The organism is Peribacillus sp. FW305-BF15 (assembly GCF_058783805.1).
Genome location: NZ_JBYSYV010000024.1, coordinates 41,627 through 68,054 on the forward strand (window position 1 = coordinate 41,627; position 26,428 = coordinate 68,054).

Here is a 26,428-nt window from a genome sequence, read left to right on the forward strand (position 1 = left end):
AACAAACAGGTGCGTACGTCATTACCAGGAGCTGGACAACAGCTCCTTTTTCTTATGGGGATACCCTATAGTTCTCACATGTCACTGCAAAATTCTATATACTAAAATTAACGAAGAACCTTTAAATAGAAGTTTAATACGAGGAGGAGATGTCATGCTTATTACGGAACGGCATCAATTAATTTTAAAGCTATTAAAAGAAAAGGGGAATGTTAAGATTCATGATCTAGTAGAATTAACAAATACTTCAGAATCTACTTTGCGTCGTGATCTAGATCAATTAGAAAAGCAGAACTATTTAAAACGTGTACATGGTGGAGCTTCACTTTTACATAGTAAACGAGACGAACCAAGTGTGTTTGAGAAGATAACGCAGAACCTTGAGGAAAAAGCTAAGATAGCAAAATATGCGGCAGAACTAATTTTGGACGGCGACTGTGTTTATCTTGATGCTGGAACAACAACGTATCAGATGATCAAACATTTAAGACAAAAAGATATCGTTGTCATTACAAACGGAATTGATCATTTAGATGCATTGCTTGAAAATGAAATATGTACATATTTTATTGGTGGGTTTGTTAAAAAGATTACCAAAGCAACAGTTGGACGTTATGCATACGAAAGTATAAAAAAATACAGGTTTGATAAGTGTTTCATGGGTGCGAACGCTATTCATTATAATTTTGGTTTGACTACCCCTGATCCAGAAGAGGCGCAAATAAAAGAAAGAGCCATCCTTTTGTCACGTGAGGCCTTTGTATTAGCAGATCATACAAAATTTGGAGAAGTATCATTTTCTAAGTTTGCAGATTTAAACCAGACGAAAGTTATTACGAATGAAGAAGGTACAATAACGTTAGGAAAATATAAGGAGAAAACGGAGATAATTATTGTGAGGGACTAAAAACTAAATTTGCTATCGTTGAAGGAAAGCTGGTATTCAAAATGTCTGATTCAGACATTTTGAATACCAGCTTTTTTTGAAGATTCTGAAATTATTTTATTGAAAATTTTCCCCTTTGTTTTATCAATATAATAAAGAATGCTTGATTTATTGTAATGTGGCCAATTAACAATGAGGGAAAGTCTGCTCCATGTATTAAACATTCCATTTGAAACGTTTAATATTTTATGTTATCAATATACTTTTTGTAATAATTGGAACCGTTGACAATTACAAACAGCTCTAATATAATCAAAATCAATCAAAAACAATCAAAATCAATCAATTATAATTCTAATGTGTAAAGGGTAATCATATTGTTTTACAAAGGATGAAAGCGTTATCAATAAATGGTCAATGTGAAAAAACTATCAAAATCAACCATACTTCCATTATTTCAACCAAAAATATTCATTTAAGGAGGTGATCTAGTTTAAGAGATTGAGAGCGTTAACAATTTCTCGTTCTGCAGCTAATTATTTTCATCTTCAAAAACTAGGGGGGACTAATATGGTGAAATATTTAAAAGTAATAGGAATGCTAGCTTTGGCGTTTGTAATTGCCGCGATGACGGCATGTAGTGGGGCTAGTGAATCATCAAATGGATCAACAGACGGTAACGAAGGACAAAAAGGCAACAAACAATTAACGATTGGTGTAGCGGTGGGTAGTTTAGCAAACCCTTTCTTCGTCTCCATGGCTAAAGGTGCTGAAGAAGCAGGAAAAGAATTAGGTGCTGAAGTTCTAGTTGAAAGCGCTGAATATGATTTAGCCAAACAAGCAGCTCAAATTGAAAACTTTATTACGAAAAAGGTAGATATCATTCTTTTAAATGCTGTTGATACAAAAGGAATTGCGGCAGCTGTTCAACAGGCCAAAGCTGCTGATATTCCAGTAGTTGCCGTAGATACCAATGCTGAAGGTGGTGTCGATTCCACTGTTACTTCAGACAACTATCAAGCTGGTAAACTGGCCGGAGAATATGTGATTGAAAAATTAGATGGAAAAGGAAAAATAGTCATTATTGATGGACCTCCTGTTTCGGCTGTATCTGATCGTATTCAAGGATTTGAAGATGCAATAAAGGATTCCAAAATTAAAGTTATCGCGAAGCAAAATGGAGAAGGGAATCGCGAAAAGGCATTAACGGTGATGGAAAGTATTTTACAAGCTAATTCATCAGGCTCTATCGACGCTGTATTTGCGATTAATGATCCAGAAGCAATTGGTGTTGAAATTGCTCAAGAGCAAGCGAATCGTAAAGATGAATTTTTCATTGTCGGAGTGGACGGTGCTCCTGAAGCTACAGAAGCAATGGCAAAGGAAGGAAGTACAATTGCCGCAACTTCAGCTCAGTCACCTAGTAACATGATCAAAAAAGCTGTTGAAATCGGAATGAAAGTGAAAAATGATGAAAAAGTTGAGGAGCTTATTAAAGTTCCAGTTGAGATTGTAACTCAAGATACATTAGATTCTTACCAAGGTTGGTAAGAATCTTTCAATAAATAGGCTGATAAGGATTCCTCCTTTAATCAGCCTATTCAAATCAATATAAGGGGTGAGATAAAGGTATGGCTGTGAATGAAATGTCCCTTAAAGGCCAACAAAGTCTAAAAAAGCCAGTGTTGAATATGGAAGGGATTGGTAAGACGTTCTCGGGTGTAACCGTATTGAACAATGTGAGAATTGAACTGTATCCAGGTGAAGTACATGCATTAATGGGAGAGAATGGCGCTGGAAAGTCAACTTTCATGAAAATCCTCGCAGGCATTCATACACCTGATGACAATGGTGGGAAAATCTACATGAAAGGTCAACCAATTTTATGGAAGGACCCTACTGATGCAAGGAACAAAGGAATTAGTGTTATTCATCAGGAGTTAAACCTTTCTCCTAATTTAACAATAAGTGAAAATATCTTAATGGGCTCCACCTTTCCTAGAAATGGTTTAGGAATGGTGAAATGGGATAAGGTCCATGAACGTGCCCAAGAGGTGTTAGATTCAATGGGGTCGAATCTAAATCCACGCCAATTGGTTTCGACCTTAAGTGTTGCTCAACAACAAATGGTCGAGATCGCCCGAGCGTTATCCTTTAATGCAGAGGTACTCATAATGGATGAACCAACCGCCTCTTTAACAGATAAAGAAATAAAAAAGCTGTTTGAAATTATTGATGATTTGAAAAAGCAGGGAGTTGCCATTGTATATATCTCTCACAGAATGGAAGAAATCTTTAAAATTTCTAATAGGTTCACTGTATTACGTGATGGTGAATGGATTGCAAGTGGGCCGATTGAGGAGACAAATCCTGATCATCTCGTAAAGCTGATGGTAGGACGGGATTTAAAGGACTTGTTTAATCGGTCAAAAGCCTTTGGCACAAAAAATCCAAAGGAAGTTTCACCTGTACTTGAATTGAAGAATGTTTCTGATAACACGATAGTAAAGAATGTATCTTTAAAAATTTACCCAGGTGAAATTGTTGGTTTAGCGGGGCTTGTTGGTGCTGGCAGAACAGAATTGGTTAGGGCCATTTTCGGTTTGTCCGAGTTGAAAAGTGGCGAAATATTGGTTGATGGTCAATCTGTTAAAATCAAATCCTCAATAGATGCTATTGCTAATAGGATTGCACATGTACCTGAAAGCAGGAAAGAACAAGGGTTATTTTTATCAATGTCCGTAAAAGAAAACATCATAATGGCTGAATTGAAAAAACACGCTAAAGCAGGAATTGTTAGTTGGAAGCAAGCAAATGAAAGCGCTAACCAATATATTGAAGACTTAAATATAAAAATAGCTTCCCCAGAACAGCAAGTATCAAACTTAAGTGGCGGGAATCAACAAAAGGTAGTGATCGCTAGGTGGCTATCAATTGCACCAAAGGTATTACTGCTGGATGAGCCAACACGAGGGGTTGATATAGGTGCCAAGACTGAAATCCACAAGATTGTTTCAAAGCTTGCTGATGAAGGATTGGCCGTTTTAATGATATCATCTGAACTTCCTGAAGTATTGGGGGTAAGTGATCGAATACTTGTCATGAGTGAAGGAAGGTTAACAGGCGAGCTTTCGAAGGAAGAAGCTACACAGGAAACTATTATGCGTTTAGCTACCATAGGGGGAAGAGAGAAATGAGAGGGAATACGCAAACTATTACACATTCACAACGCCTAAATATAGGAAATGTCCTTTATTCTTTATGGAATAGGCTTGGCATGATCATGATTTTATTATTATTGTGTGTAGTACTTTCATTTACAGCACCAAATTTTTTAGATACAGCCAATTTATTGAATGTATTAAAACAAGTTTCCATTATTGCTATTTTAGCTGCTGGGATGACAATCGTTATTTTAACTGGTGGTATTGATTTATCAGTTGGTGCAACAGTTGCTCTATCTGGCGTTATCTCAGTCATGGTCTCTTCTGCAGGAGTTAATCCTATAATTGCGATGTTATCAGGCGTACTAGTAGGGTATGCAGTAGGACTGATTAATGGGTTTCTTACAGCCAAAGCAAAGTTACCAGCATTTATCGTTACACTAGGCAGCTTCACATATGTTCGTGGACTCGCTTATGTCATTAGTGGCGGTTATCCAATTGTTTTACAAAACGAAACATTTAAATTCATCGGTGGTGGAAGTATTTTCGGAATCCCCACTCCTATTTATATCATGTCTTTAGTATATGTCGTGATGTTTTTTGTTCTTAAATATACGATGTTCGGTCGTCATATTTATGCGATTGGTGGCAATGAAGAGGCAGCTCGGTTAACTGGAATTAAGGTTGAAAAGTCTTTAATCAATGTGTATTCGATTAGTGGTTTACTAGCTGGTTTAGGAGGAGTCGTTTTAGCGGGAAGGTTGTTTTCTGGACAGCCAACTGCTGGTCAAATGTATGAGTTAGACGCAATTGCTGCTGTTATTCTAGGAGGAACAAGTTTAACAGGTGGAAAAGGGAAAATAATAGGAACAATTATTGGGGTTTTAATTATGGGGGTAATCAGTAATGGGTTAACTCTAATGGATGTCAACTATTATTGGCAATTAGTTGTAAAAGGTGGAGTCATAGTAGCAGCCGTTTTATTAGATCGATTGCGCGGAAATAGTCCAGCATAACGATCATATGTCATTTTAGATTTTAAAAAAGGGATGTGAAATAAAAGTGAAGAGGATCATTAGTATTCTACTAATATGTTCAACTGTCACTTGTTTACCATTTAATCGTGCATATGCAGAAGACCCTGGGTATTATAATGAACCATACCGTAATCAATTTCATTTTTCTCCTGAAGCTAACTGGATGAATGACCCGAATGGTATGGTTTTTTATAAAGGTGAATATCATTTGTTTTATCAATATCATCCGTATGGAACGACATGGGGACCGATGCATTGGGGGCATGCTGTCAGTAAAGATCTTGTTAATTGGGAGCATTTGCCGATTGCTTTATCGCCGGATGAAAACGGTCAGATTTTCTCGGGGAGTGCTGTTATTGATTGGAACAATACAGCTGGCTTTGGAAAAGAAGCAATGGTTGCCATCTTTACGCATGCAGGGGATAAGCAAGTCCAAAGTATAGCGTATAGCCTAGATAAAGGAAGAACTTGGGAAAAGTATAAAGGGAATCCCGTAATGCCAGACCCTCCTATACAAGATTGGCGCGATCCTAAAGTATTTTGGCATGAAGAATCAAACCAATGGGTTATGTCGTTAGCGGCTAAGGATAAGATCATGTTTTATACCTCACCTAATTTAAAAGAGTGGGAGTATGCAAGTGAATTCGGCGAAGATGGTGGAATACAAGCAAATAGCTTAGACAGAACTTCTTATAGCATGTCATCCCAGACAGGTGAATCATTTAGCTATGAGGGAGATATTACCCTTAATGAAAAGAATGGGAGAGAAGGGGCAGGCGGTTTAGTTTTTCGGTCAGATAGGCGTGCAAAGAACGGCTATGTTTCGAGCTTAGATGCCAAAAACGATGTCATAACATTAAGTAAGAATGTAGATGGAACAAACGAGGAAATTGCGAGAAAACCTTTTACCCTCGAAACTTCAACTACCTACCATGTGAAGGTGGAAACAGATGGGGATCAAATTCAAGTCTCTGTAAACGATCAATCCGTTATAAAAAAAACAGATATAGAATTCGATTATGGATACTATGGATTGTCAGCGTGGAATTCAACGGCTGCCTTTCGAAATGTGGAGTTCAAGAATACATCTAACTTTGAGACCAATTTATCAAAATGGACAAATGTAAATGGAAGCTGGGAGAACACGATGGATGGAAAAAGTGGAACCTCTACGGAGGATGCTTTTGTAATGAGCGGTCAAACAGGGGATAACTTTTTTTATGAAGCAAACATTGAGATATCTGGGGAAAAAGGCGGCAATGGAGCAGGCTCGCTCGTTTTTCGTGCAGATCCTCATGCAACAAACGGTTATATGGCGAATATCGATGCTTTAAACGATACAATAAAAATCATGAAAATCGAAAATGGAGACATATCCATTCTAGGTGAAAAAACAATAAATCTAGATACAGATAAAAGGTACCATTTAAAAGCAAGCACTCATGGAAAAAATATTAAAATTTTTTTAGATGGTAATCTCATTCATGATGTAAATGATTCAACTTTTTCGTCAGGACATTTTGGCTTAAATGTTTGGAATTCATCCACGTTATTCCAAGATGTTCAAGTTGGTAAGAACATCATGACAAATGAGAAGGAAGTTACTAATCATGACTTTGAGACAGGTGATCTAACTGGGTGGAGTACAATCGAAGGTAATGCTTTCACAAAAGATCATGTGACAAATGTACCATCTTACTGGGGAGGGGATTTCGGCCACCAAGGAAACTACCACCTATGGGGGTTTACTGATCTTCAAAAGGGAGATGACGCAACAGGTGAACTGCACTCCTCATATTTTAAACTAGGTGGCTCTGGAGAAATCAACTTTCTGTTGGGCGGTGGTAATGATATCAACAACCGCTATGTTTCGTTAGTGAGAGCCTCTGATGATCAAGAATTAATTCGACAAGCCAATACCAAATTTAAAGAAGAAAAATATCAAAAATACGTCTGGGATGCTTCTAAATACATTGGAGAAGTGTTATATATTAAAGCTGTAGACAAAGCTACAGGTGGTTGGGGTCATATAAACATGGATGATGTTAATGTTTATAATGAAGGGGCCATGCCAAATGAAGTAGACCAAGTTGCCAAAGAGCCTGAGAAAGGCGATTCGAAAGAAAGCGGCATCCTTACAGACTGGTCTGCTGTTTCTGGAGAGTGGATACCTTCTACTCATGGTAGTAACGGAGGGATTTGGGAATGTCCTACTCTCATCGAATTACCAATTGATGGTGACCCTTCAAAAACAAAATGGGTACTACAGGTAAGCATTAATGATGGCGCTCCTGCAGGCGGGTCAGGTATGCAATATTTTGTAGGTACCTTTGACGGGAAAACGTTTAAAAATGAAAACCCTTCCAATCAAGTGTTATGGACTGACTACGGCGCAGATTATTATGCCGCAGTTGATTGGAGCGGAATTGAAGGGAAGAATGGCGAAAAATATTGGATTGGCTGGATGAGTAATTGGCTATATGCAAATCATACACCAACTTCGACTTGGAGAAGTTCAACGACATTGCCAAGAAAGATGGAGCTAACTCAGACAGAAGAAGGTTTACGTTTAAAACAAACACCAGTTTCTTTAAAAACCATTCGAGATAAGAGTGAAAAAATTTCATATAAAAATAAAGTCATATCTGGTGAAAGTAATCTCCTATCCAAACTATCAGAAGATACATTTGAAATGATAGCTGAGTTTAATGTAGATGATATAAAAGCAACTGAATTCGGCTTTCAAGTTCGTAAAGGAGCAACTGAATATACGACTATTGGCTATGATGTTGCCACCAAACAATTATTCGTAGACCGTTCAAATTCAGGAAGCTTTGATTATGGGAACAATGTGGTCGGTAAGCATGACGGACCGTTACATGCATTAAATGGGACTGTGAAAATGCATATTTTCATTGACCGATCTGCTGTAGAAGTGTTTGGAAACAAAGGTGAAACGGTTATTTCTGATCAAATTTTCCCGGATCCATCAAGTAAAGGATTACAAATTTATAGCAAGGGTGGAGAAGTTACATTAAAGTCTTTGAAAATATATCCTTTAAAGAGTATATGGAAAAGATAAAGACTACATTTCAATCCTATTAAAGATGGGTTGATAGTGAGAGTTTATGAAGGCTGTCGAAAATGATCGATAGCCTTTCATTTTACCTAAATCACAAGAATGGAGATGTAATGTAAATGAATAAAACAAACCGCGCAGTCATATGCGTTGGGGAGCTTTTGATCGATTTTTATTGTACAGATATTGATGTTAATTTAATGGAAGGTAATCATTTTCTAAAGAAAGCCGGGGGTGCACCAGCGAATGTCGCAGCTGCTATTTCAAAGCTAGGTGGGGAAGCGAGTCTTATTGGAAAAGTAGGAAATGACCCATTTGGATTATTTTTAATAGAAACGATAAAAGAGGTGGGGGTTGATACATCGATGATTGTTACTGATGATTTGGCACCAACTACTTTAGCATTTGTTTCTTTACAAGCAAATGGTGAAAGGGATTTTGTATTCAATAGAGGAGCGGATCGAAATTTAACAGAGGATAACTTATACATAGATAGATTAAGTGGTGCAAAGATCATTCACTTTGGATCTGCAACTGCATTTCTGGAAGACCCTTTTAAAACAACTTATTTAAAGGCAATGGAATTTGCACAAAATAGGGGGATCTTTCTATCGTTTGACCCTAACTTCCGGCATGATTTATGGAAAAATAGAGTGGCTGAATTTATTAGTTTAGCCAGAAAGGGTATATCAATGGCTGACTTTGTAAAAGTAAGCGAAGTAGAGCTTGAACTAATCACGGGAAAAATGGATAAATATGATGGAATAGCAATGCTCCATCATTTAGGGGCAAAAATAGTGGCTGTTACCCTTGGATGGGAAGGCACTCTTCTTTCAAATGGAAGTGGAATGAGTGTAATAAACAGTGTCGAAGTAAATTCAATTGACTCAACTGGTGCTGGTGATGCATTTGTCGGTGCAGCTTTATTTCAATTTGCAAACCTTGAGTCCTATGACACAATCCTTAGTGATTTTAGTAAACTTAAAGAGATCATTCTTTTTGCAAATAAAGTGGGTGCTGCCGTGTGTACGAAGGTAGGAGCGATTTCTTCGCTACCAAACGAAGAAGATATATATAAGATTTAGTCTACATCGTATTGTTTCGGATTGTGAAAAAATTGCGGTAGGAGGTCTAGGTGCATCACGATTTTTAGAGGTATTCGAAGAGGAACTGATGCTCATGTGGTTATAAAGCATATACAAGACGGAATCATTAGACAACATTCAATACCGAATCCATACGGAAAAGTCAAAACAGTATTCATTTACCGAAAAGGTAAGTATGTAACTGCGTCTTTAATTAAATTCATCAATATAAAATGTGATGAGGAGGAATTGTTAGATAATAAAAGGTTAATTTAAATGGAGTGATATTTCCTTCAATTTACAAAGATTGTGAAGGAATGTACTTCAACTAACAGTGCTTTAGTTGAAGATCAGAGCTGTCTTTAAGGCAGCTCTTTTCTTTTCTTATGGCACTATCGGGGCAGGTTAGTTCAATTGCATGTTATGATGGAAAAAAATAGATTTTTAGGAGGATTAAAATGGTTACATGCTATCTGAAATATGTTATTGACCCTTATAAAGTAAAGGAATTCGAGGAATACGGTAAGATATGGATTCGATTAGTTAATAAATTAGGCGGTACACATCAAGGTTATTTTCTTCCACATGAGGGCGCTAATAACATTGCTTATGCCTTATTTACTTTCTCAAGTTTAGCAGCATATGAAGAGTACCGAGTAAAAATGGCATTAGATGCAGAGTGTCAGGAAGCTTATAAATTTGCAGAAGAAACTAAATGTATTTTAAGTTATGAGAGAAGCTTTATGCGCCCTGTATTCGAGTGAGTGAACAGATAAAAACTTATACATATCTTGTTAAGCTAACGGGTGCTTTACTTCATTTTTAGGAGCTGATCAGCAGCTCCTTTTCTTATGGAACTAGAGGGGCAGGTTAGTTCAATACGGTGTCTTTAATAAAAGAAGATTCTTCAAAAGTGAAGAATCCCCCTAAATGTTATTACTCGATGCGAAGGGCTTGAATGTCTCGGCAGTCAACAAAAATGACAGTACCAGGTTCTGTCTCTTCGTCTCTGAATCGGGCACAACAAGTATTGTTGTCAAAGGCACGGAAGATAACATCTTCAAGAACTGTGCCCCCAGATAAAAAAACGTCTACTTCTGTACCAGGACGCAAACGGCGTAAAGTATTACATACACATCCATTGCACCTGTTTCTACGAGATGAACTGGATTGACGACTCGATGAATTTCGACTTGACATCATTACATCCCCCTTTCAATAGCTTGTCTTACTTTAATAACATATGATAGGGAAAACAATCAGGAGTGGACAAAGTGATTGATTGGTTGGCACATTTTCGAGCTAATTTGGCTTGTTTTTTTGCTCCTTGGGCTACGAGGGACAGACAAGACACACTTTTCTTATGGAACTATCGGGGCAGGTTAGTTTAATAAGGGTAATGGTTTTTTGTGGTAAAATAAGTAGTAAAAGGATAATTGGGAGGGTGACTATGGAGGGGCTGGAAATATACGATTTTTTAAGATTAGTTTTTATTACTTTTATAATTAGTTTAATTGTAATTTCTATTATTTTATTGGTTCAAAAGAAACGAAGTAACCTAGTTAATGGATTCACAGTTAGTATTATTTCGATAATTTCAATAATTGTTTCTGGTATTAATCTTATTATTATGGGGTACATAGCTGATGAATTAAATTTAGCAGGAGACGTTATTTCCTCATATATGTTTCTTATAATTTTAGGGTTAAGCATATTTAATTTGTTTATTTATTTGAAAAATAAAAACAGTATTATTAGTGCCTAATAAATTCTTAAAGTATCAGGTGTTGCTTTTGGAGCTCTTCTTCTTATGGAACTAAAGGGGCAGTTTAGTTTAAGACTTTTAGAATCAAACTATCAGTTGAAACCTTTTTAGGAAAAATCTCGTATACAGATTTAGGAAAATGTTTTTTAGAAACAGGAGGAACCGGTTATGTTTATAGGGGATATTATATTTCAAGTTATTGTTTTCGGAGGTATAGCATTAATTTTAGGTGTTTTAGGTTATTTATTTTTAAAGAGGACCAAGAAAAGCTAATTAAATTTCTAATTCAAGTAACGGGTGCGTTAGCTGAAGATCAGAGCTGTCTTTAAGGCAGCTTTTTCTTATGGCACTATAGGTGCAGGTTAGTTCAACAAGCCTAAATTAAGAAACATTTCCATTTCAAACTTAGTTAGAGCAAGGTTATTTCTTGCCTTTTTCTTTGTGTTTTAAAGTTGCTTTTTATTCAAAAAGGGTATTTTTTATTGAAAAATAATACTTTTAGTGTAAAATTACACTAAAAAGGAGTATTTAGTATATATGGAAAAAGAAGAGTTCATCAATTTAATATCAGAAAAAATGAAACTTGTCCGAACTGAACAAGGTTTTTCTCAAGATAAGATGTCTGAAATTCTAGGGATTTCAAAAAAAACACTAGTTCAAATTGAAAAAAGAAGAACAGAAGCCAATTGGACCACCGTTGTTGCATTTTGTGCTTTGTTTAATCATAGCGAATTGTTGATATCATCGATAGGTGACAATCCAGTAGATTTTGTTCAGTTAATTGCTAGCAAAAATGGTGGTACGCCTAAAGAAAAAACAATGGGCGGTAAGATATGGTGGAAAGAGATCGAGTATAGAGGGGATTTTCGTTTGCAACAAAATTTGATTAGTAACCATTACCGTATATTGGATCAATATGATTATCGTTGGCATAGTTCTTTTAATAAAGAAGAGAGTTTAAGTCGTTTAAAAGAATTACAGGAGGCGGGGACTAACGAGATAGACAGAGGTACAGGAATGGGTATATGAAGAATAAGATATTAATAACAATATTGATAATCAGTATAGGGTTTAATTTGTTTTTATTTGGCAGATGGTTTATTTTTGAACATGCTTATGAACCGTCCGAAAGTGAACAGGTTATTTTAAGTGAAATGGTGCTGAAAACAGTTGAGAGTAAAGAGTATAAAAAGTTAGCAGAAAAAGAGAATATTATCGCTATTGATGTAAACATGGATAAAAATAAAGGTGGAAAGTTCCCCTACTATTTTGGAGTAAGTGTCCGTACTGACATACAAACTTATCTGTTTGCTTGCAGTAATGAACAATGCTCAGAAATGGAAAGCGCAGGCACGACCTATTCTCGATATAAAGACGAAGATCCCCGAGTTCCATTTGGAAAATAGAGAAAAGTCAAAATAACTGAAATAAAAGAAAGCCTACGATCCTTCCTTACATAACAAGGATCGCAGGCTTTCTTTATTCTTATAGGTGGAATTTCCAAGTAGACTTTTTTAATAGAATTACTTTTTAGGTTTTTTATTTAAAATAGTGCGCAGTTCATTGATATCATCATCAGATAGGGTATCTTCGTGAATGAATTGGACAAGCATGGATTTCATGGTCCCTCCATAGATACGTTTGATAAATGATTCGGTCTCGGCACGCTGGCACTCTTCCTGTGAATAGAGCGGGTAAAAGGTGTAAACCCTTTGATCTTTATTGACACCTACTACATCTTTTTGAACCAATCGATCGAGAAGGGTCCGTATGGTTTTCGGTTTCCAATCGGTACTTTCCTGTAAGGAAAGTATGATGTCATTCGCTGTTTGAGGGGCTTTATCCCAAAGTACGTTCATGATTTCCCATTCTGATTCTGATATACTAGGAATGTTTTTCTCCATATTTCTCCCCTTCATTTTCATTATAGATTCCTAAATCTTTTAAAATAGAAAAAGTGATTTCTCCCGCTTTGCTTCCGGATGAATCATCTTCATTTTGTATATTGGTAGCAAAGAAATAAGTGTTGTTCTTCGTCTCTACATACCCGATAAACCAACCATTGATGTTTTTTCCATTCACTGCTCCTGTGCCTGTTTTTCCTGATAGGCGAGCTTCTTCATTCTTTTCTAAGAGCAGTGCTTCCTTCACGGCTTGGATATGCCTTTCCTTATATCCAAATTGATTGTTATAAAAGGCTTGCAGCAGTTGGACTTGTTCGACTGGAGAAATTTTTAATGAGGATTCGTTCCAGAATTCACTAAGTTCCCCGGATACATCGGAATTCCCATAGTTTATCTCTTGTAGATTGGATTGAATTGTTTCAAATCCTGTTCGACGATCTAATTCTTGGAAATACCAGTTTACAGATTTTTGTAAAGCAGATGAGACATCCTGATCCATATTCCAAGCTTCATAGGGTTGCTCCGTCCCATCCCATGAAAGTTTGGATTCTTCGGGTGATATCACATTTGATTCTAGAGCAAATAAGGCACTATAGATTTTGTATGTGGAATCAGGTGATACCCGCAAAGTGCTTTTCTCTTCATTAAAAATGCGATATTGCTGTGCGTTATGATCATATAAAACAAAGCTTCCATCATACCCTTTAAAGAATTGCTGTAAATCCTCATGAACTACTCCGTCATTTTTAAAATAGTATCGGTCGTTTTCCATCGCAAATGCGGAAACGAAAGGTAATTGGATTATCAAAATGATACTGGCCAACACATAAATGAAGACGCTTTTCCTTAATGATTTTTTTGCGGAATGCTTATAGGCAGAAATTTGTTCAATTCGTTTTTTGATTTGAAGCTTCGAACCGTTTAGTTGTGTCACCAACTGTAGATTACTTGACCGTTTTGAAAGATCCAAAAAATTAATGATAGTATTTCCATATTCACTAATGGAATGATCATCCAGTACCTGTAAAACAGATGTATCACATGCAATTTCCCGATCCAATCTCATTTCTCTAAAAGCAAGCCAAACAAGGGGATTAAACCAATAAATGATTTGATAGAACAATATCACGTAATTTGTCAGCAAATCCTTGTTTTTATAGTGATTCAGTTCATGAAGAAAGATGTACTCGTAATTTTTCAAGCTAAGCCAGTTTTCATGCTGAGAAGGTAAGACGATATATGTTTGAAAAAGCCCGAATATCATTGGAGATTGGACTCTATTCGAAATAACAATCTCTATTGGTTTTCTTATTTGCAGTCTTTTCTTGCATTCTTCGAAAAGCACGAGGACTTCTTGATTGGAAAACGGAGAAGAATAATTCTTAATCCTTCTGATTGTGAGCCATCCACGAACCATAGTAAAGGTAAATAAAAGCATCCCTGACAACCATAAAACCATCACTCCCCTATTAAGTAAGGACAGGTCCGGCCGATTGACCGATACAGAAAAGTCTTGTATGAGGTGCAGGCCCTGCATCATATCAGTCCCGGTTTTTTCCATATTAGAGCTGGGTGCATTAATTTGATTTATGTCCCCGCTGCTAAAGAGAGAACTAAAATTATATAAATCAGTAGGTATGAAAGGAAGTGCTAAAGCCACAAAAAGAAACATCCACAAATGATAGTGCCATTTTGCTGTTAATTGTCTTCCAAACCATTTTCGTATAAGGAGGATAACAGTAACGGAAAATGAAGACACCAATAGACCTATTATAAAGTAGGTTAAAAACATGTCCTTCAATACCACCTCTCTTGACTTTTAAATTTATAAAACAGGTTTATAGCAAATTTATAGTGGCTTGATGGTAAAAAAATAAAGAATTGACTTTCTTTGATTACATATGTAATACTATACTACAGATGTAATCAGACTACAAACGTAATCTGTTAAAGCTCCTTGCATGAGGTTGTTTTTTCAATTCGTACATAAGAGTCTAATCAAATAATTAGGAGGTTTACATGATGAACAAAAGATGGTTTTATCAAATACTGGCACCAATAGGCTTGGTGCTTATGGTTGCAGGCTGCTCAGATGAGGAAAAACAGGTTGTACAACAGTCGGAAACAGAACAAACCGGGGGAACTAACCAAACATCGGAAAATAATACGGCAAAAGAAGCCACAATCAAGAAATTTGAACAACTTGAGAAGGAATATGATGCAAAGCTTGGGGTCTATGCCATTGATACAGGAACGAAAAAAACCGTGGAATTTCATGAGAACGAACGATTTGCGTTTACATCTACTCATAAGGCTCTGGCTGTAGGGGCACTTTTACACCAGAAATCAATAGAAGACCTTAATCAAAGAATTACCTATACAAGTGAGGATCTTGTTAATTATAATCCGATTACCGAAAAGCATGTTGATACGGGGATGACCCTTAAGGAGCTTGCTGATGCTTCGCTTCGATACAGTGACAATACTGCTGGAAACCTTATCCTTGAACAACTGGGGGGACCGGCTGGATTTAAAAAAGTACTGGAGGGAATTGGAGACAATGTTACCAACCCTGAGCGAATTGAGCCAGATTTAAATGTAGTTAATCCTGGTGAAACGCATGATACGAGTACACCGATAGCACTTGCTACTAGTCTTCAGGCTTTTACATTGGGAGATGCACTTCCAACTGAGAAACGTGAACTTTTAATAGATTGGATGAAGAGAAATACTACTGGAGATGCGTTAATTCGTGCTGGAGTGCCGAAAGGTTGGGCAGTGGCTGATAAGACTGGAGCAGGATCATATGGTACGCGAAATGATATTGCGATCATTTGGCCATCAAAAGGAGATCCTATTGTTCTTGCTGTACTTTCAAGTCGTGATGAAAAAGAGGCTGATTATAACGACGAGCTTATTGCTGAGGCGACAGAAGAAGTAATTAAGGCCCTTAAAGTCAAAGGTAAATAAAAAATGATTGTGCTAAAAAAGGTTACGTTAAGTAGCCTTTTTTGGTGGATTAATTCCTATAATGATCGTTATGGTGACCCTTCTTCAAAGCCCATTAACCGAAAGCCTTTCATCATCTGTATTGCTATGAAGACATAACGAAGCGACGCTTTTTTTATAGAGCCAAAGGGGCAGGATGGTGGAGGGAAATAATGGTATGATATGGTATGTAGACTAAGGAGGTTGTTATATGAGTTATAAGAACACACTTATTACCATTTCAGAAGATTCAAAAGTTTCTTCAGCAAAGGTCCCTGTCATCAAAAACGAAAAACCGACCATTGCTTATATTGAGCATGATCTAATTAACAATAATCCCTATAAATTTACACAAGAAGACGTCCAATTCAAAACATATTTAATCAAAAATCAAATGGAAGCCGAAAATACAGCTGAACTTCGAGAACAGTTCTTTTCAAAATCCAAGGCTTGTTTCAGGGCTTCTCCTTTAGTGAAAAATTATGGTTGGGGAATTCATTATAATAACCAAGGGAAAATTGCCATATATGATGTTAACAGTGAAATGTATAACCAGTTGCTTAAGCAAGATGACATTACAAAACTTAAAGGCATGCGCTCCAAAAGAAAATAGATGCAGGATCGTTCAAAACGTAGTGACTGGAACTGTAAAGCGATGAAGATGACGAAACGAAAACATGTTTGAAGCTAAGAAGGTATAGTCATTTTTAATCATTTTAATAATCAGTTTATTCTGATATTATAAAAGGGATAAAATGGGAGGAGGAAATAACATAAAAAACTTATTTTCAATTTTAAGTATGTTTGTGTTAGTTCTGGTAGGTGGAATGGTATTAGGCAATTCTTCTGCACAAGCAAGTGTTCCTCAGTATTCTTTTCAAACAGAGGATGGAAAATGGGATGGTGAAGTTGGAAATCCTAACAGAGGTAGTGACTTACAGGTAGAACTGGTTTCCCCAATCTATTTAAAGACTTCTTCTGGAAGTAAGTTGTTGACTAATTATAGTAACATATGGTCCCGTCTCTGCAATGCCAGTACTGGAAAGTGCACAGGCTATCATAGCTTAGCTGGTGGAAAGACCTTATTCACAGATATGAGAATTGGTAAATTTTATGTGGATGTTAAAGATGGATACTCTTCCGGAAGAGTATCTGGAAAACTGCAAATTGTTTTCAAATAACATGTAATACTAGCTACCCACTCTTAATGGGTAGCTTTTTATCATGAAAAAAAATCGAGATCGGACTGGATAGGCTTTTGTGGATTGTTTGGTGGCAATATTACAAAAAGGTACACTTTAACCTGAGTGCACCTTTTTGTTTTATGAATTATATATTTCTCTGTTCATATTCACGATATCTTTATTTGCGAGGGGGAAGTTAGAAGCTGATAACTTCTCTATTACCTTATCCCGCAGGAATGGGGCTTTTTCTTTATTTGCTTTTTCCAATGCTTTTGTTAGTTCTTCTTTTGTTAGTTCTGTGCAGTATGCAGGAGTTCCTGGCTGTTGTCTCCACGAATCACTTAAAGAACCGCTATCCACTGTGTCGAATCCTAGCTGGTTTACTACGTCCATGATTATTTGTTTTTGTGATACGTCATTACCAGCAATCGCCATGGCACTGCGTCCACTAGTACCTTCGGGGGTTCCCTCATTTTCTAAAGTATGGGCTAACAAGTTGTTGAAAGCTTTGATGATAGGTTTACCTAATTGATTGGAAACCCAATCACTTTCAACCATCCCATTCTCAATTTCTGTAATTTTTTGGTCTCTGCTAGGGTAATAATTTGAAGTATCTACGACGATTACTTCCTCCCCAACTTGCTCGATAATGTTCCGAATGCTTGGCAGTGCTGTTAAAGGGAGAGATATTATAAGAACTTCAATATTGGTCATTACATCTTCTATAAGGACAGGTGTTCCAGCAAGCTCTTTTCCTTCTAAATGTTCAATTCCTCGTGAATCTGCAATTTTTACATCATGTCCATTCTTAACTAATTTTTTAGAAATGATCGACCCGATTGTTCCAGCACCTATAATTCCAAATTTCATCATTTCTCCTCCTAAAGAATTTGTATATCAAAGAGTTGTTCTGCTTAAAGTTAACAATGATATTTTTATCTGAATCAATATCACCACTTTATCAATCCGTAAACATATCTCATTAGATATTAAAAATATTGAGTGTTTTTATTACATATACTAGAATATAACCAATTCTCATTTCTTTGAAGAAGGCAATAAAAATTGCCATAGTACATTTTTTAGTACCTAACAGTAGAAAGCAGGTGAATGGGTGTCTAGAATATGTAAGGATGGATTTGACAAAAAGTGTATAAAGGAACAGAGAGAAGTATATGGCATTGCCTATACCCAAAACATCCTATCTGGACGTTGGAAATATCTCATTCTTTGGTTTATAAAGTCCAAAGAGCGCCGTTATAGTGAAATCAAAGCTTTTTTAGGGGATATTTCACAAGGTTCTCTTACAAAGCAACTTCGAGAACTAGAAACAGCTGGTTTAATTAATCGCAAAATTTATCCAGAGGTTCCTCCTCGTGTTGAGTATTCATTATCCTCAAAAGGGGAAGAACTCATTCCTATTATTGATTTAATGGAAGAATTCGGGAAGAAGTTTGGGGAGCAGGCAGACTAACCAAAGCTAACACATCCATCGTTAACCCCAGAATTCAAAAACAAAATGGTAGATAAAGTAAAAGTTGCGGGAGGGAAAACGTTCTAACGCAGCTTTTTCTTTTACCATAAAAATTTGACTAAAAATAATCAAGAGCTGATCAGAAGCTCTTTTTCTTATGGCACTAACGGGGCAGGATATTGAAGAGTGCTCTTTACCTTTCTTCAACAAGAAGGATATTTTCTGTTTTTCGAGAATTAGAATGTAAGAATACAGGATATTGCAAAATAACAGGAACAAAGGAGGTATGAATTATGAAGATCCACAGAATAGATCATATAGGTGTAATCGTAAATGATCTCTCTGCTGCTAAAGAGTTTTTTCTCGATTTTGGACTTGAAGTGCAAGGGGAATGGGAAATGGAAGGAGATTTAATGGATCGGATGAGTGGGCTTAATGACGTTAAAGTAGCATGTGTAGGATTGGGGAAGCCAGACGGTCAGGCATGGATAGAGCTAATTAAATTTTATACGCCGTCAGATGAAAAAGATAGTCAGCAGCCTTTTGCAAATACCCTGGGCATCCGGCATATTGCATTTGCTGTTGAAGATATTGAAGCCCTTGTTGCCAAATTGAAAAAGAAAGGTACGGAAATCTTTAGTGAGATACAACAATATGAAGATAGTTATAAGTTATGCTACTGTCGTGGACCAGAGGGAATTATTTTAGAGTTGGCGGAGCAAATCAAATAAATTATGGGCAATTAATGGTTGTTGGGCTTAAACCCTTGAAAAAGAAATTTAGGGAATATACATTACTTTGTTTACTGGATATCACAAACCACCCTTAAAATAGGTGGCTTGTGATATTTGTCATTCTTGTTTTATAAATAAAGAACCTGCTGTATCAAAGTCATTGATGGTTTACCCCCTGTTAATTTTCATGAACAGCAATTCTCCGTTTACTTAGGAAACTTTATAAATAATAACACCACTAATCCTGAGATATATTAATAACAGCAATAATGCAACAATGCATATCGTTCCGATTGAAGCTAAAACATTAAGGATTTTAGTAGCTTTAGTACTAAACAGCTTACAAAACACAATATAAACTCCAACTCCCATAATTCCACCTAATGTATTTCCCATAAAGTCAGTTATATCACTAGCTCCTATAGCTAGATGAATTGCAATCCTTCAAATAACAAACTAACTCCTGCTATTACTGCAATCTTTTTCAAGAAAGACCAATTTGGTTTCAGCATACTGATATAAATTCCAAATGGGATAAATGCAAGTACATTGTAGTGTATTTCATTAAAATCTATTTGATTATTAACATTAGCTACAAAAGTGAACTGAAAAGAAGGCGCTTTTGAGTGAAGTTATTATTTGGGATTTAATGCATATTATTGGAACCAATGTCCATTTCAAACGTAAGTAATGTAAAAGACTTAAGGTTGGGAGGCATAATATGAGGGAGCTTTATATAAAGCAGAAGGTATTCAGTCTTAGCGGGAAATTTACAGTAAAGGATCAGCAGGAGAAGGATATATATTACGTGGAGGGAAGTTTTATGCAAGTTCCAAAGACTTTCTCCATTATGAATACAGCAAGAGATGAGATAGCACTCATTACGAAAAAGGTGTTCAGCTTTTTACCAAAGTTTTTGGTCGAGGTGAATGGTCGAGAGGTATTAACAATAAAGAAGGAATTTTCCTTCTTAAAAGCACGATATACAATTGATGCGGCAGGCATTGAAGTACATGGCAATTGGTGGGATATGGAATTTAAAGTTTTACAGTATGGTAAAATCGTAGGTAAAGTGGGCAAGGAGTGGTTCACTTGGGGCGATAGCTACAAAGTACAAATAATAGATGAAGAGATGGAAACCATCATTATTGCACTCGTTGTTGCAATTGATTGTGTGAAGGCTGATCAAGCCGCTGCTTCCTCAACGGCATCGAATTAAAGTGGAAAAAACACGGCTTGATTCGATTCGGTGAACCGTATCATAAAAAAATGACAAGGCATATGGTATCAAGGTTTTATATTCGTTCTTCAGTAATCGGGCCCGATTCTTGATTAAGTTGCTTTTCTTATAGAACTAACAGGCTGAAGATCGGAGCTGTCTTTAAGGCAGCTCTTTCATTATGCAGCCAAAGTGGCAGGTTAGTAGCATAATGAAAATTAAAATTTTGAGGTAAAATTAGTTATCTATGTAGATTAGGGAGGAAATTGAATAAATGAGTAATTGGTTATTCATTCTTTATGCTGTAATTTTAGGAATAGTATCTACGTTTACTGGGGAAATAGTAACCTTTGTTATGTTGGGGGTTATTCTAATTGCATTGAATAATATAAATTCAACTCTAAAAAAGATTTATCTTCAAAATAATGAGAGAAGTAATAATGAAGATAGATAGAGTAAAAATAAATTGATTTAAACCTAACCGGTGCGTTAGTTCAATAACAAGGGTTGCTGCGGCAGCCTTTTTCTTATGCAAGTAAAGGGGCGGGTCAGTTGAAGATATAAATGAGAATGGGGATTTAATTATTCAAATAATCACTAAGCCTGAAAATTATGGAATAATTTTTGTATCAGTTCATAATTTTTTTATTTTCGGTCTCAGGGATCATTAAAATTTATAATGCATTTCTTTCTGATTTTCTAATGATCAATAAAGAAGGGGCTGTCTCAAAAATCGTAAAAAATGATTTTGGTTTTTGCTCCCAAATATTAAATTTACTTGACACAAAAAGAAATAAAATGCATAGTTTAAATCATAAGTAGTAAGTGATAAGTAATAAGTGGTAAGTAATAAGTGATAAATAGTATGTCACATTATTGACTGGGACTAAAACTAATGAGAGGTGTTCTTTATGAAGGATATGGAAATTTCGCAAAAATATTTATTATTAGCACTAAATGATAAAGGCAGTGTTGCTACTATCGGTAGTATGAGGGTTCGTGCTTTTATGGTTGCAAGTGGCATTTTAGAACTTACAGCAGAAGATATTGTTTCGTTTTCGGAGAATCAAGTGATGGTAAAACAAGATTTACCAAGTAATAAAGAGTATTTGGGTTCAATCTATAATATGATTTCCGAAGATAATCCAATATCCCTGAAAAAATTAGCAAGGGGAATGGTCACTAAACGAAATGTATTCAAGGAATTGTTCAACGCGGTCGGTGATTCTTTAGTGGGGTTGGATTTGGTCTCCAAAACAAATGCTGGCCTATTAGGACGATCCAACCACTTTATACCCAGTGAAGGTGCAAAAAAACTAATTGTAGAACAAATTCGTGCAGAATTATTAGAAGAGGGACCTGTTTCAACCGATACAGTTGTTCTTTCAAGTTTGTTAATAGGCAGTCGTATGTTGAAGAACTATTTCAGTAAATTCGAGGAAGAAGACCTTAATGACAAATTATCTATGCTTCGCAATGATACGGCTAACAAAGAAATCTTTGCAATGATTGATGCGTTATCACACACAATTACTACGATCATTGCTTCTGCTTCGGCAGGTTCATAAGGGGGAATTTAAGTGTCAAGGAGACGTTCATTAGAAGATATTTTGAAATCTGAGTATATATCTATCGGTGAACTGGCTCGAATAACTGATTTGAGATACAGTACATTAAAATATTATACCGAAGCTGATTTAATTCCATTTGAACAATTAGATGAAAACTTAACACGTCGTTACCCTCGAGAAGCAGCAGTGGAAAGAGTCGAGACTATTAAAAGTTTAAAGAAATCTGGTTTAACCATTGCGGAAATTAGAGATAAAATAGAGAAACAAAGTTAACAAAGTATAACTTTTAGAGTATCGATTAGATCAAAAAAAAGGGTTACTCAGTTGAACAACCCATAATAGTAATAAGTACCGGTTACACCCTTACCGTGGTGAAAACCGGTTATTTTTTACACATCTACTTAGCGTTTTGCTGGTGGTACCCTTAATGAACTGACAGGTGATGTTAGCACCATAAGAGGGCCAGGAAATGGTATAATTAAACATATCCTAAGGAGGTAGATTAAATTTAAGAAAATCCTTATGTTATTTGGAGTAACTTTCATTGGTCTTTTTTCTTTCCAATCTGATTTAGCAAATGCGCCAGTACCAGTAGATGAAGAAGTTATTCTTTTACCCGGAAGTGACACATTAGATGAAGATGACATTGAAACAGCCAAAAAACAAAGAGAAAAAGCGATGCAAGACTTGGCAGATCACCCGGAATTGTTTCAATTTGCAACTGAAATTGAATGAATAAATAAGGACTTCTTTATTGCAAAGGGGTTCTTTTTTTTGTTCACTTCTCTTGTTGAACTATAGGGCAGGATAGTTGGATTGCAAAGAAAAGATTCTTCATTAGTTGTATAGTGGGCATCATACTCAAGTATCTTCAAGCTCTGTTCTGCAATACGTCCCTTGAAGAATCAAGTCATGGTTATCGAATTTTTAATAATCGTGAGGATGAATGTATAAAAGTCGTTTTAAAACCGTAATACTCTTCTCTTTCCAAAAGGCTGTTTTCACATACTTTGTTGCTATTTACCAGGTAGTGAGTTGTGGTTGATTTCCCCTCCAGATGCTCGCTTTCCTTGGTGCGGGCGGTGAGCCTCCTCGACGTAAACGCCTGTGGGGTCTCACCTGTCCCGCTGCTCCCGCTGGAGTCTCGCACTTCCGCTCCAATCAACCTTAAATAGTTTCGTTTTAAAAACATCAATCTTTACGAAAAGAGCCTTCCAAAAAGACTTCATACTGTGTATGGAAGACTTTTTTTGTAAAATTTTTTACTGATAGGCGAAAAGTGGAAGTATATGTCCTATCTTTGACATTGGCAGGAGTCATTCATCATTAAGTAAATCAATCTTTAACTAGGTGCAAATAAGGTAGGTTGCTGCTGCAACTCTTTTTCTTAAGGCACTAACGGGGCAGGTTGATTCAAGAGTGTTGTTTGGTCTTTGTTCAACAATTGGACCATTTTGTGAAAAATCAGCAGAAACTTTTGAGGTCTTAATCAAAATAGTAATTAATCTATGGGAGTTGTAAAATAAAGGTAAGAATAGTTCTGGGGGGATTTATATCAATTATAATGCTATTAATCTTAGCGAGAAACTGTCCAAATTCAGTGAACACTGGTCGCCCAAAGTCATTGGTGAAATGAATGACTATCAGTTTAAGTTAGTTAAGATTCAGGGGGATTTTGTATGGCACGATCATAAAGACACCGATGAGGCATTCATCGTGATAGACGGCGAGATGTCCATCGCATTCCGCGATGGAGAGGTTAAACTTTCCAAAGGAGAAATGTATGTGATACCAAAAGGTGTGGAGCATAAGCCTTATGCTGAAAAGGAATGCCATATAATGCTGGTAGAGCCTAAAGGTGTAGTCAACACGGGTGAAACTAATTTTAAACTAACTGCTGAAAATAATATATGGATTTAAACCGATAATTTTCCTGTTACTATCTTTGGATCGACATATAAAAGGAAGTTACATATTTTCTGCAACGGGAGCGATTCTTTAATAAGAATCGCTTTTCTTAATGAACTACCGGGTGCGTTAGCAGAAGATAATAGCTGTCTTTAAGTCAGCTTTTTTTCTTGAACTATCGAGGCGGGATAGTTCAAGAAGAATTAACACAAGAAGGTCGTCAATGAAGACAGTCTTTCTGTGTCAATTTTTTTAGAATAAGGGATTTCTAATTGGAATATTATGTTAAAGTTAAAGCGGACAGAGCAGTTTTTAGGGTATTGATGGTGATGGGGGAAATGATTATCTTCGAGAAAAGTCCTATGATTCATTAAAACTAAAACAGTTTAAATGATAATTCTTAAGGGGTGTTTATTTATAGTTATAAATAGAAATAAACATGAGAGTTTAATTGGGAGCGCTCTGTTCATTGTAGAGGTAGAGATTTACGAACTCACTGGTCAGGCTACCGAGGTGACCTCATGACAGAAATGAAAAAGCAGCCAATTTCACATTTGATGAAGAAGCGTAGATTTTGGGGTTATGGTGCCGCTATAGCGGTAATGCCTTATCTGTTAATCAAAATAGCCTGGACGTTCGGTTTCTTCATGCCGACCGAACAAATGGGCGACCCAAGTTGGCGCACTGCAAACGCAGTAACAATGGTTCTAGCTGCAGTTGGTATCCTGTTAGCATTGGCGTTTAGCATGACATGGGGTGAGCGACTGCCCGCCTGGTTGGTTGCCTTGCCCGTCTGGGTAGGTACTGGTTTACTTATTCCCATGCTGTTGCTGGCACCTGTGCTTGGTCCTGCTGCTATGATACGCGATCAGAAGGCAGGTGCTGCTAACGTTTGGGTATATGAGCAGATCTTCGTAATGGTCTCACTGGTTGGAGTCGGCATCTGCCTACCTTTCGCCTTAGCTGGATACGCTAAAGCGCGTTGGCCAGAGGCATTTGCTGATCCAATCGACATTGAATTACTCCCGGGCAACAGCCAGAAACTGCATATCACCTTGGCTAGGCTTGTCGCGGCTGGCTGTATCCTGCTTGGATTTATTAAGCTATTCTGGGCGGTTGGCGGAACTATTGGCATCAACCCAGCCATGTTGGATAACCGCGATTTATGGTGGCACCTATTGTCGTTGAGTACCGGTGTGTGGGCCTTCGCGGGGGCGTGGGGTTTGTTGGTATTGACCACTCGCCGCGGGTCGAAGCGGTTCCTCCCTCCTATGGCAGCAGCATGGATCTCGTCGGGAATGCTGTTCTCTTATAACCTCTTTAACCGCTTGGCCGGCACTCGCCCCGATGCACAACCTGCTCTAGAGAACCCGCTTGCATATGCACTAACCACCGAGTTAGGTAGCGTCTTGGGAGTGATGATGGGAATAATCATCCTGATGGTACTGCACGACCGCCGGAGAGCAATGCGTAGTTTTAAAAGTAATTAACGTTCCTAATATTGATTTATATATTTATAAAAAGAAAATAAATTAAATGAAAAGGCCCCCAATTTTAGGGCCTTTTAAATGTACGTTTCTTTACATTATCATAGATTAAAATCAAGAAAAAAAATTCCCTTGTTCAGCTAAAGTGTGCGTCGTACTAGAAAATGGTCACTGATAAGACCGGGATCTAGGTGAGCGAGCCAAAAAATGAAGGCATCCTTATAAGAGGAGAAGAAGTCGTGTCAGGAGATAAATAATTCCCAATCAAAAAACCACACATCATGGTGTGGTTTTCATTTTTCTTCCTTTTATGCTTCTTTTACATCCATTCCCTTCATCATCGAACGGTCTTGGAGGCTTTCGGAACGCATGCTATATGCCACGAGCTTCTTCTTGTCCTGTTTTACGACATCCACATGGTCACCGTACACGAACACCAATAACCGAATATCCTTTTTGCCTTTTTTCGTATCGATGACCAATGGCTTAACACCGCTCTCTGGATGTAAAAACAAGGAATCGTTTCCGGGAAATATATGATTTTTCTTCAAAATCATCGCGTGGTTAACATCCTGAATCACTTGGTTCTTCTCTTCCCCTTCCAATCGTTTTCCGTCCATCGTGATCACGGTATTCTCGTCACTAAGTGTTGGATGCATCTTAAATTTATTCAAAAGCCAATTAACGACATCGGTTGGAAGGCAGGTAACAACTAGTTTAAATATCGTCATAATAATGGTCAAAATCAAAACGGGTCCTGTCATTTTTCATCATCTCCGTATGTTATAAATGCCTCGTGATAAGTAGCTGCCTCTATATTACCAAAAGAATGGCCATTTTTTCTTTCGAAAATATGTCCATTCTCGCAACGTTTTCCTTTTGGGGCGTGCGGTATAAACTAACGGACAGGGGGTTGCTTCCGCAGCTCCTTTCATATTGAAAA

Annotated in this window: 28 protein-coding genes and 1 pseudogene; 23 read left to right on the forward strand and 6 right to left on the reverse strand. The window is 36.9% G+C overall.

The window, feature by feature from the left end:
• The first annotated feature begins 154 nt into the window (after window positions 1-154).
• From AC3WLU_RS21315 to AC3WLU_RS21350, 8 genes and pseudogenes are all read left to right on the forward strand, one after another.
• Window positions 155-907, forward strand: coding sequence for a DeoR/GlpR family DNA-binding transcription regulator (locus tag AC3WLU_RS21315; protein WP_289322792.1), 753 nt, complete (start codon window positions 155-157; stop codon window positions 905-907).
• Between the two features lie 549 nt (window positions 908-1,456).
• Window positions 1,457-2,437, forward strand: coding sequence for a substrate-binding domain-containing protein (locus AC3WLU_RS21320; RefSeq protein ID WP_492597872.1), 981 nt, complete (start codon window positions 1,457-1,459; stop codon window positions 2,435-2,437).
• 80 nt (window positions 2,438-2,517) lie between these two features.
• Window positions 2,518-4,083 (forward strand): sugar ABC transporter ATP-binding protein, encoded by a 1,566-nt coding sequence (locus AC3WLU_RS21325; protein ID WP_492597873.1) that lies wholly within the window; start codon window positions 2,518-2,520, stop codon window positions 4,081-4,083.
• 80 nt (window positions 4,084-4,163) lie between these two features.
• On the forward strand, window positions 4,164-5,066 hold the full coding sequence (locus AC3WLU_RS21330; RefSeq protein WP_225988884.1) for an ABC transporter permease: 903 nt from the start codon (window positions 4,164-4,166) through the stop codon (window positions 5,064-5,066).
• A 55-nt stretch (window positions 5,067-5,121) separates the two neighbouring features.
• Window positions 5,122-5,748, forward strand: a pseudogene (locus AC3WLU_RS21335) (glycoside hydrolase family 32 protein); the annotation flags it as partial.
• Between the two features lie 1,407 nt (window positions 5,749-7,155).
• Window positions 7,156-8,169 carry a glycoside hydrolase family 32 protein gene (locus tag AC3WLU_RS21340; protein WP_413005305.1) on the forward strand — a complete coding sequence of 338 codons (1,014 nt, stop codon included), beginning with the start codon at window positions 7,156-7,158 and terminating at the stop codon, window positions 8,167-8,169.
• Window positions 8,170-8,285: 116 nt separating this feature from the next.
• On the forward strand, window positions 8,286-9,251 hold the full coding sequence (locus AC3WLU_RS21345; RefSeq protein WP_492597874.1) for a carbohydrate kinase family protein: 966 nt from the start codon (window positions 8,286-8,288) through the stop codon (window positions 9,249-9,251).
• A 458-nt stretch (window positions 9,252-9,709) separates the two neighbouring features.
• Window positions 9,710-10,015: an NIPSNAP family protein gene (locus AC3WLU_RS21350; RefSeq protein WP_492597875.1), complete on the forward strand. Its 306-nt coding sequence runs from the start codon at window positions 9,710-9,712 to the stop codon at window positions 10,013-10,015.
• Between the two features lie 172 nt (window positions 10,016-10,187).
• Here AC3WLU_RS21350 and AC3WLU_RS21355 read toward each other — a convergent pair whose 3' ends face one another.
• The gene (locus AC3WLU_RS21355; protein ID WP_082609221.1) at window positions 10,188-10,454 is read right to left on the reverse strand and encodes a hydrolase; all 267 of its coding nucleotides are present in this window, start codon (window positions 10,452-10,454) and stop codon (window positions 10,188-10,190) included.
• Between the two features lie 247 nt (window positions 10,455-10,701).
• On the opposite strand from AC3WLU_RS21355, the gene AC3WLU_RS21360 reads away from it, so the two are divergent.
• The 3 genes from AC3WLU_RS21360 (at window position 10,702) to AC3WLU_RS21370 (ending at window position 12,422) form a co-directional block, all read left to right on the forward strand.
• Entirely contained in the window at window positions 10,702-11,016 is a 315-nt protein-coding gene (locus AC3WLU_RS21360; protein WP_283929376.1) for a hypothetical protein, read from the forward strand.
• 537 nt (window positions 11,017-11,553) lie between these two features.
• Window positions 11,554-12,045: a helix-turn-helix domain-containing protein gene (locus AC3WLU_RS21365; protein ID WP_440439941.1), complete on the forward strand. Its 492-nt coding sequence runs from the start codon at window positions 11,554-11,556 to the stop codon at window positions 12,043-12,045.
• Window positions 12,042-12,422, forward strand: coding sequence for a hypothetical protein (locus AC3WLU_RS21370; RefSeq protein WP_492597876.1), 381 nt, complete (start codon window positions 12,042-12,044; stop codon window positions 12,420-12,422). Before AC3WLU_RS21365 ends, AC3WLU_RS21370 begins: the two co-directional genes overlap by 4 nt.
• Window positions 12,423-12,539: 117 nt before the next feature.
• Here the strand turns inward: AC3WLU_RS21370 and blaI are convergent, their stop codons facing one another.
• Both blaI and AC3WLU_RS21380 read right to left on the reverse strand, forming a co-directional pair.
• On the reverse strand, window positions 12,540-12,920 hold the full coding sequence (blaI, locus tag AC3WLU_RS21375) for a penicillinase repressor BlaI (RefSeq protein WP_034304552.1): 381 nt from the start codon (window positions 12,918-12,920) through the stop codon (window positions 12,540-12,542).
• Window positions 12,901-14,712 (reverse strand): BlaR1 family beta-lactam sensor/signal transducer, encoded by a 1,812-nt coding sequence (locus AC3WLU_RS21380; RefSeq protein WP_492597877.1) that lies wholly within the window; start codon window positions 14,710-14,712, stop codon window positions 12,901-12,903. The genes blaI and AC3WLU_RS21380 overlap by 20 nt, the downstream gene beginning before the upstream one ends.
• A gap of 230 nt (window positions 14,713-14,942) precedes the next feature.
• On the opposite strand from AC3WLU_RS21380, the gene bla reads away from it, so the two are divergent.
• The 3 genes from bla to AC3WLU_RS21395 all read left to right on the forward strand — a co-directional run bounded on the left by bla (window position 14,943) and on the right by AC3WLU_RS21395 (window position 17,089).
• Window positions 14,943-15,890 (forward strand): class A beta-lactamase, encoded by a 948-nt coding sequence (bla, locus tag AC3WLU_RS21385; protein ID WP_440439944.1) that lies wholly within the window; start codon window positions 14,943-14,945, stop codon window positions 15,888-15,890.
• 229 nt (window positions 15,891-16,119) lie between these two features.
• Complete coding sequence (locus tag AC3WLU_RS21390) at window positions 16,120-16,521, forward strand: DUF6157 family protein (protein ID WP_440439945.1); 402 nt, start codon at window positions 16,120-16,122, stop codon at window positions 16,519-16,521.
• A 142-nt stretch (window positions 16,522-16,663) separates the two neighbouring features.
• The gene (locus tag AC3WLU_RS21395) at window positions 16,664-17,089 is read left to right on the forward strand and encodes a hypothetical protein (RefSeq protein WP_235568257.1); all 426 of its coding nucleotides are present in this window, start codon (window positions 16,664-16,666) and stop codon (window positions 17,087-17,089) included.
• Between the two features lie 141 nt (window positions 17,090-17,230).
• Here the strand turns inward: AC3WLU_RS21395 and AC3WLU_RS21400 are convergent, their stop codons facing one another.
• Entirely contained in the window at window positions 17,231-17,962 is a 732-nt protein-coding gene (locus AC3WLU_RS21400) for an NADPH-dependent F420 reductase (protein ID WP_492597878.1), read from the reverse strand.
• 244 nt (window positions 17,963-18,206) lie between these two features.
• Here AC3WLU_RS21400 and AC3WLU_RS21405 point away from each other — a divergent pair, with 244 nt between their 5' ends.
• On the forward strand, window positions 18,207-18,566 hold the full coding sequence (locus AC3WLU_RS21405) for a winged helix-turn-helix transcriptional regulator (protein ID WP_239859376.1): 360 nt from the start codon (window positions 18,207-18,209) through the stop codon (window positions 18,564-18,566).
• Between the two features lie 293 nt (window positions 18,567-18,859).
• Window positions 18,860-19,297: a VOC family protein gene (locus tag AC3WLU_RS21410; protein ID WP_492597879.1), complete on the forward strand. Its 438-nt coding sequence runs from the start codon at window positions 18,860-18,862 to the stop codon at window positions 19,295-19,297.
• A 428-nt stretch (window positions 19,298-19,725) separates the two neighbouring features.
• Here AC3WLU_RS21410 and AC3WLU_RS21415 read toward each other — a convergent pair whose 3' ends face one another.
• Window positions 19,726-19,875: a VanZ family protein gene (locus tag AC3WLU_RS21415; protein ID WP_492597891.1), complete on the reverse strand. Its 150-nt coding sequence runs from the start codon at window positions 19,873-19,875 to the stop codon at window positions 19,726-19,728.
• Window positions 19,876-20,021: 146 nt separating this feature from the next.
• Between AC3WLU_RS21415 and AC3WLU_RS21420 the strand changes: the two genes are divergently transcribed.
• From AC3WLU_RS21420 to AC3WLU_RS21450, 7 genes are all read left to right on the forward strand, one after another.
• Window positions 20,022-20,519 carry an LURP-one-related/scramblase family protein gene (locus AC3WLU_RS21420; protein ID WP_492597880.1) on the forward strand — a complete coding sequence of 166 codons (498 nt, stop codon included), beginning with the start codon at window positions 20,022-20,024 and terminating at the stop codon, window positions 20,517-20,519.
• Between the two features lie 274 nt (window positions 20,520-20,793).
• A complete protein-coding gene (locus AC3WLU_RS21425) occupies window positions 20,794-20,973 on the forward strand; it encodes a hypothetical protein (RefSeq protein ID WP_063575085.1) in 180 nt (59 codons plus the stop codon).
• A 457-nt stretch (window positions 20,974-21,430) separates the two neighbouring features.
• Window positions 21,431-22,087 carry a GPP34 family phosphoprotein gene (locus AC3WLU_RS21430; RefSeq protein WP_440439947.1) on the forward strand — a complete coding sequence of 219 codons (657 nt, stop codon included), beginning with the start codon at window positions 21,431-21,433 and terminating at the stop codon, window positions 22,085-22,087.
• Window positions 22,088-22,099: 12 nt separating this feature from the next.
• On the forward strand, window positions 22,100-22,363 hold the full coding sequence (locus AC3WLU_RS21435; protein WP_283929369.1) for a helix-turn-helix domain-containing protein: 264 nt from the start codon (window positions 22,100-22,102) through the stop codon (window positions 22,361-22,363).
• A gap of 249 nt (window positions 22,364-22,612) precedes the next feature.
• Entirely contained in the window at window positions 22,613-22,825 is a 213-nt protein-coding gene (locus AC3WLU_RS21440) for a hypothetical protein (protein WP_106027941.1), read from the forward strand.
• Between the two features lie 819 nt (window positions 22,826-23,644).
• On the forward strand, window positions 23,645-24,010 hold the full coding sequence (locus tag AC3WLU_RS21445; protein ID WP_063575087.1) for a cupin domain-containing protein: 366 nt from the start codon (window positions 23,645-23,647) through the stop codon (window positions 24,008-24,010).
• A gap of 509 nt (window positions 24,011-24,519) precedes the next feature.
• Window positions 24,520-25,488, forward strand: coding sequence for a hypothetical protein (locus AC3WLU_RS21450; protein WP_492597881.1), 969 nt, complete (start codon window positions 24,520-24,522; stop codon window positions 25,486-25,488).
• Window positions 25,489-25,793: 305 nt separating this feature from the next.
• Here AC3WLU_RS21450 and AC3WLU_RS21455 read toward each other — a convergent pair whose 3' ends face one another.
• Complete coding sequence (locus AC3WLU_RS21455; RefSeq protein ID WP_063577605.1) at window positions 25,794-26,249, reverse strand: YfmQ family protein; 456 nt, start codon at window positions 26,247-26,249, stop codon at window positions 25,794-25,796.
• Window positions 26,250-26,428 lie beyond the last annotated feature (179 nt).

Bases quoted from the DNA above. Each gene is read 5' to 3' on its own strand.
- AC3WLU_RS21345 (WP_492597874.1), top strand. From the start codon at position 8,286: ATGAATAAAACAAACCGCGCAGTCATATGCGTTGGGGAGCTTTTGATC.
- AC3WLU_RS21325 (WP_492597873.1), top strand. From the start codon at position 2,518: ATGGCTGTGAATGAAATGTCCCTTAAAGGCCAACAAAGTCTAAAAAAG.
- AC3WLU_RS21410 (WP_492597879.1), top strand. From the start codon at position 18,860: ATGAAGATCCACAGAATAGATCATATAGGTGTAATCGTAAATGATCTC.
- AC3WLU_RS21440 (WP_106027941.1), top strand. From the start codon at position 22,613: ATGTTATTTGGAGTAACTTTCATTGGTCTTTTTTCTTTCCAATCTGAT.
- AC3WLU_RS21400 (WP_492597878.1), bottom strand. From the start codon at position 17,962: ATGAAATTTGGAATTATAGGTGCTGGAACAATCGGGTCGATCATTTCT.
- AC3WLU_RS21350 (WP_492597875.1), top strand. From the start codon at position 9,710: ATGGTTACATGCTATCTGAAATATGTTATTGACCCTTATAAAGTAAAG.
- AC3WLU_RS21395 (WP_235568257.1), top strand. From the start codon at position 16,664: ATGGGAGGAGGAAATAACATAAAAAACTTATTTTCAATTTTAAGTATG.
- AC3WLU_RS21340 (WP_413005305.1), top strand. From the start codon at position 7,156: ATGCCAAATGAAGTAGACCAAGTTGCCAAAGAGCCTGAGAAAGGCGAT.
- AC3WLU_RS21370 (WP_492597876.1), top strand. From the start codon at position 12,042: ATGAAGAATAAGATATTAATAACAATATTGATAATCAGTATAGGGTTT.
- AC3WLU_RS21360 (WP_283929376.1), top strand. From the start codon at position 10,702: ATGGAGGGGCTGGAAATATACGATTTTTTAAGATTAGTTTTTATTACT.
- AC3WLU_RS21390 (WP_440439945.1), top strand. From the start codon at position 16,120: ATGAGTTATAAGAACACACTTATTACCATTTCAGAAGATTCAAAAGTT.
- AC3WLU_RS21450 (WP_492597881.1), top strand. From the start codon at position 24,520: ATGACAGAAATGAAAAAGCAGCCAATTTCACATTTGATGAAGAAGCGT.
- bla (WP_440439944.1), top strand. From the start codon at position 14,943: ATGAACAAAAGATGGTTTTATCAAATACTGGCACCAATAGGCTTGGTG.
- AC3WLU_RS21355 (WP_082609221.1), bottom strand. From the start codon at position 10,454: ATGATGTCAAGTCGAAATTCATCGAGTCGTCAATCCAGTTCATCTCGT.
- AC3WLU_RS21420 (WP_492597880.1), top strand. From the start codon at position 20,022: ATGAGGGAGCTTTATATAAAGCAGAAGGTATTCAGTCTTAGCGGGAAA.
- AC3WLU_RS21430 (WP_440439947.1), top strand. From the start codon at position 21,431: ATGAAGGATATGGAAATTTCGCAAAAATATTTATTATTAGCACTAAAT.
- AC3WLU_RS21320 (WP_492597872.1), top strand. From the start codon at position 1,457: ATGGTGAAATATTTAAAAGTAATAGGAATGCTAGCTTTGGCGTTTGTA.
- AC3WLU_RS21425 (WP_063575085.1), top strand. From the start codon at position 20,794: ATGAGTAATTGGTTATTCATTCTTTATGCTGTAATTTTAGGAATAGTA.
- AC3WLU_RS21365 (WP_440439941.1), top strand. From the start codon at position 11,554: ATGGAAAAAGAAGAGTTCATCAATTTAATATCAGAAAAAATGAAACTT.
- blaI (WP_034304552.1), bottom strand. From the start codon at position 12,920: ATGGAGAAAAACATTCCTAGTATATCAGAATCAGAATGGGAAATCATG.
- AC3WLU_RS21455 (WP_063577605.1), bottom strand. From the start codon at position 26,249: ATGACAGGACCCGTTTTGATTTTGACCATTATTATGACGATATTTAAA.
- AC3WLU_RS21330 (WP_225988884.1), top strand. From the start codon at position 4,164: ATGATCATGATTTTATTATTATTGTGTGTAGTACTTTCATTTACAGCA.
- AC3WLU_RS21315 (WP_289322792.1), top strand. From the start codon at position 155: ATGCTTATTACGGAACGGCATCAATTAATTTTAAAGCTATTAAAAGAA.
- AC3WLU_RS21380 (WP_492597877.1), bottom strand. From the start codon at position 14,712: ATGTTTTTAACCTACTTTATAATAGGTCTATTGGTGTCTTCATTTTCC.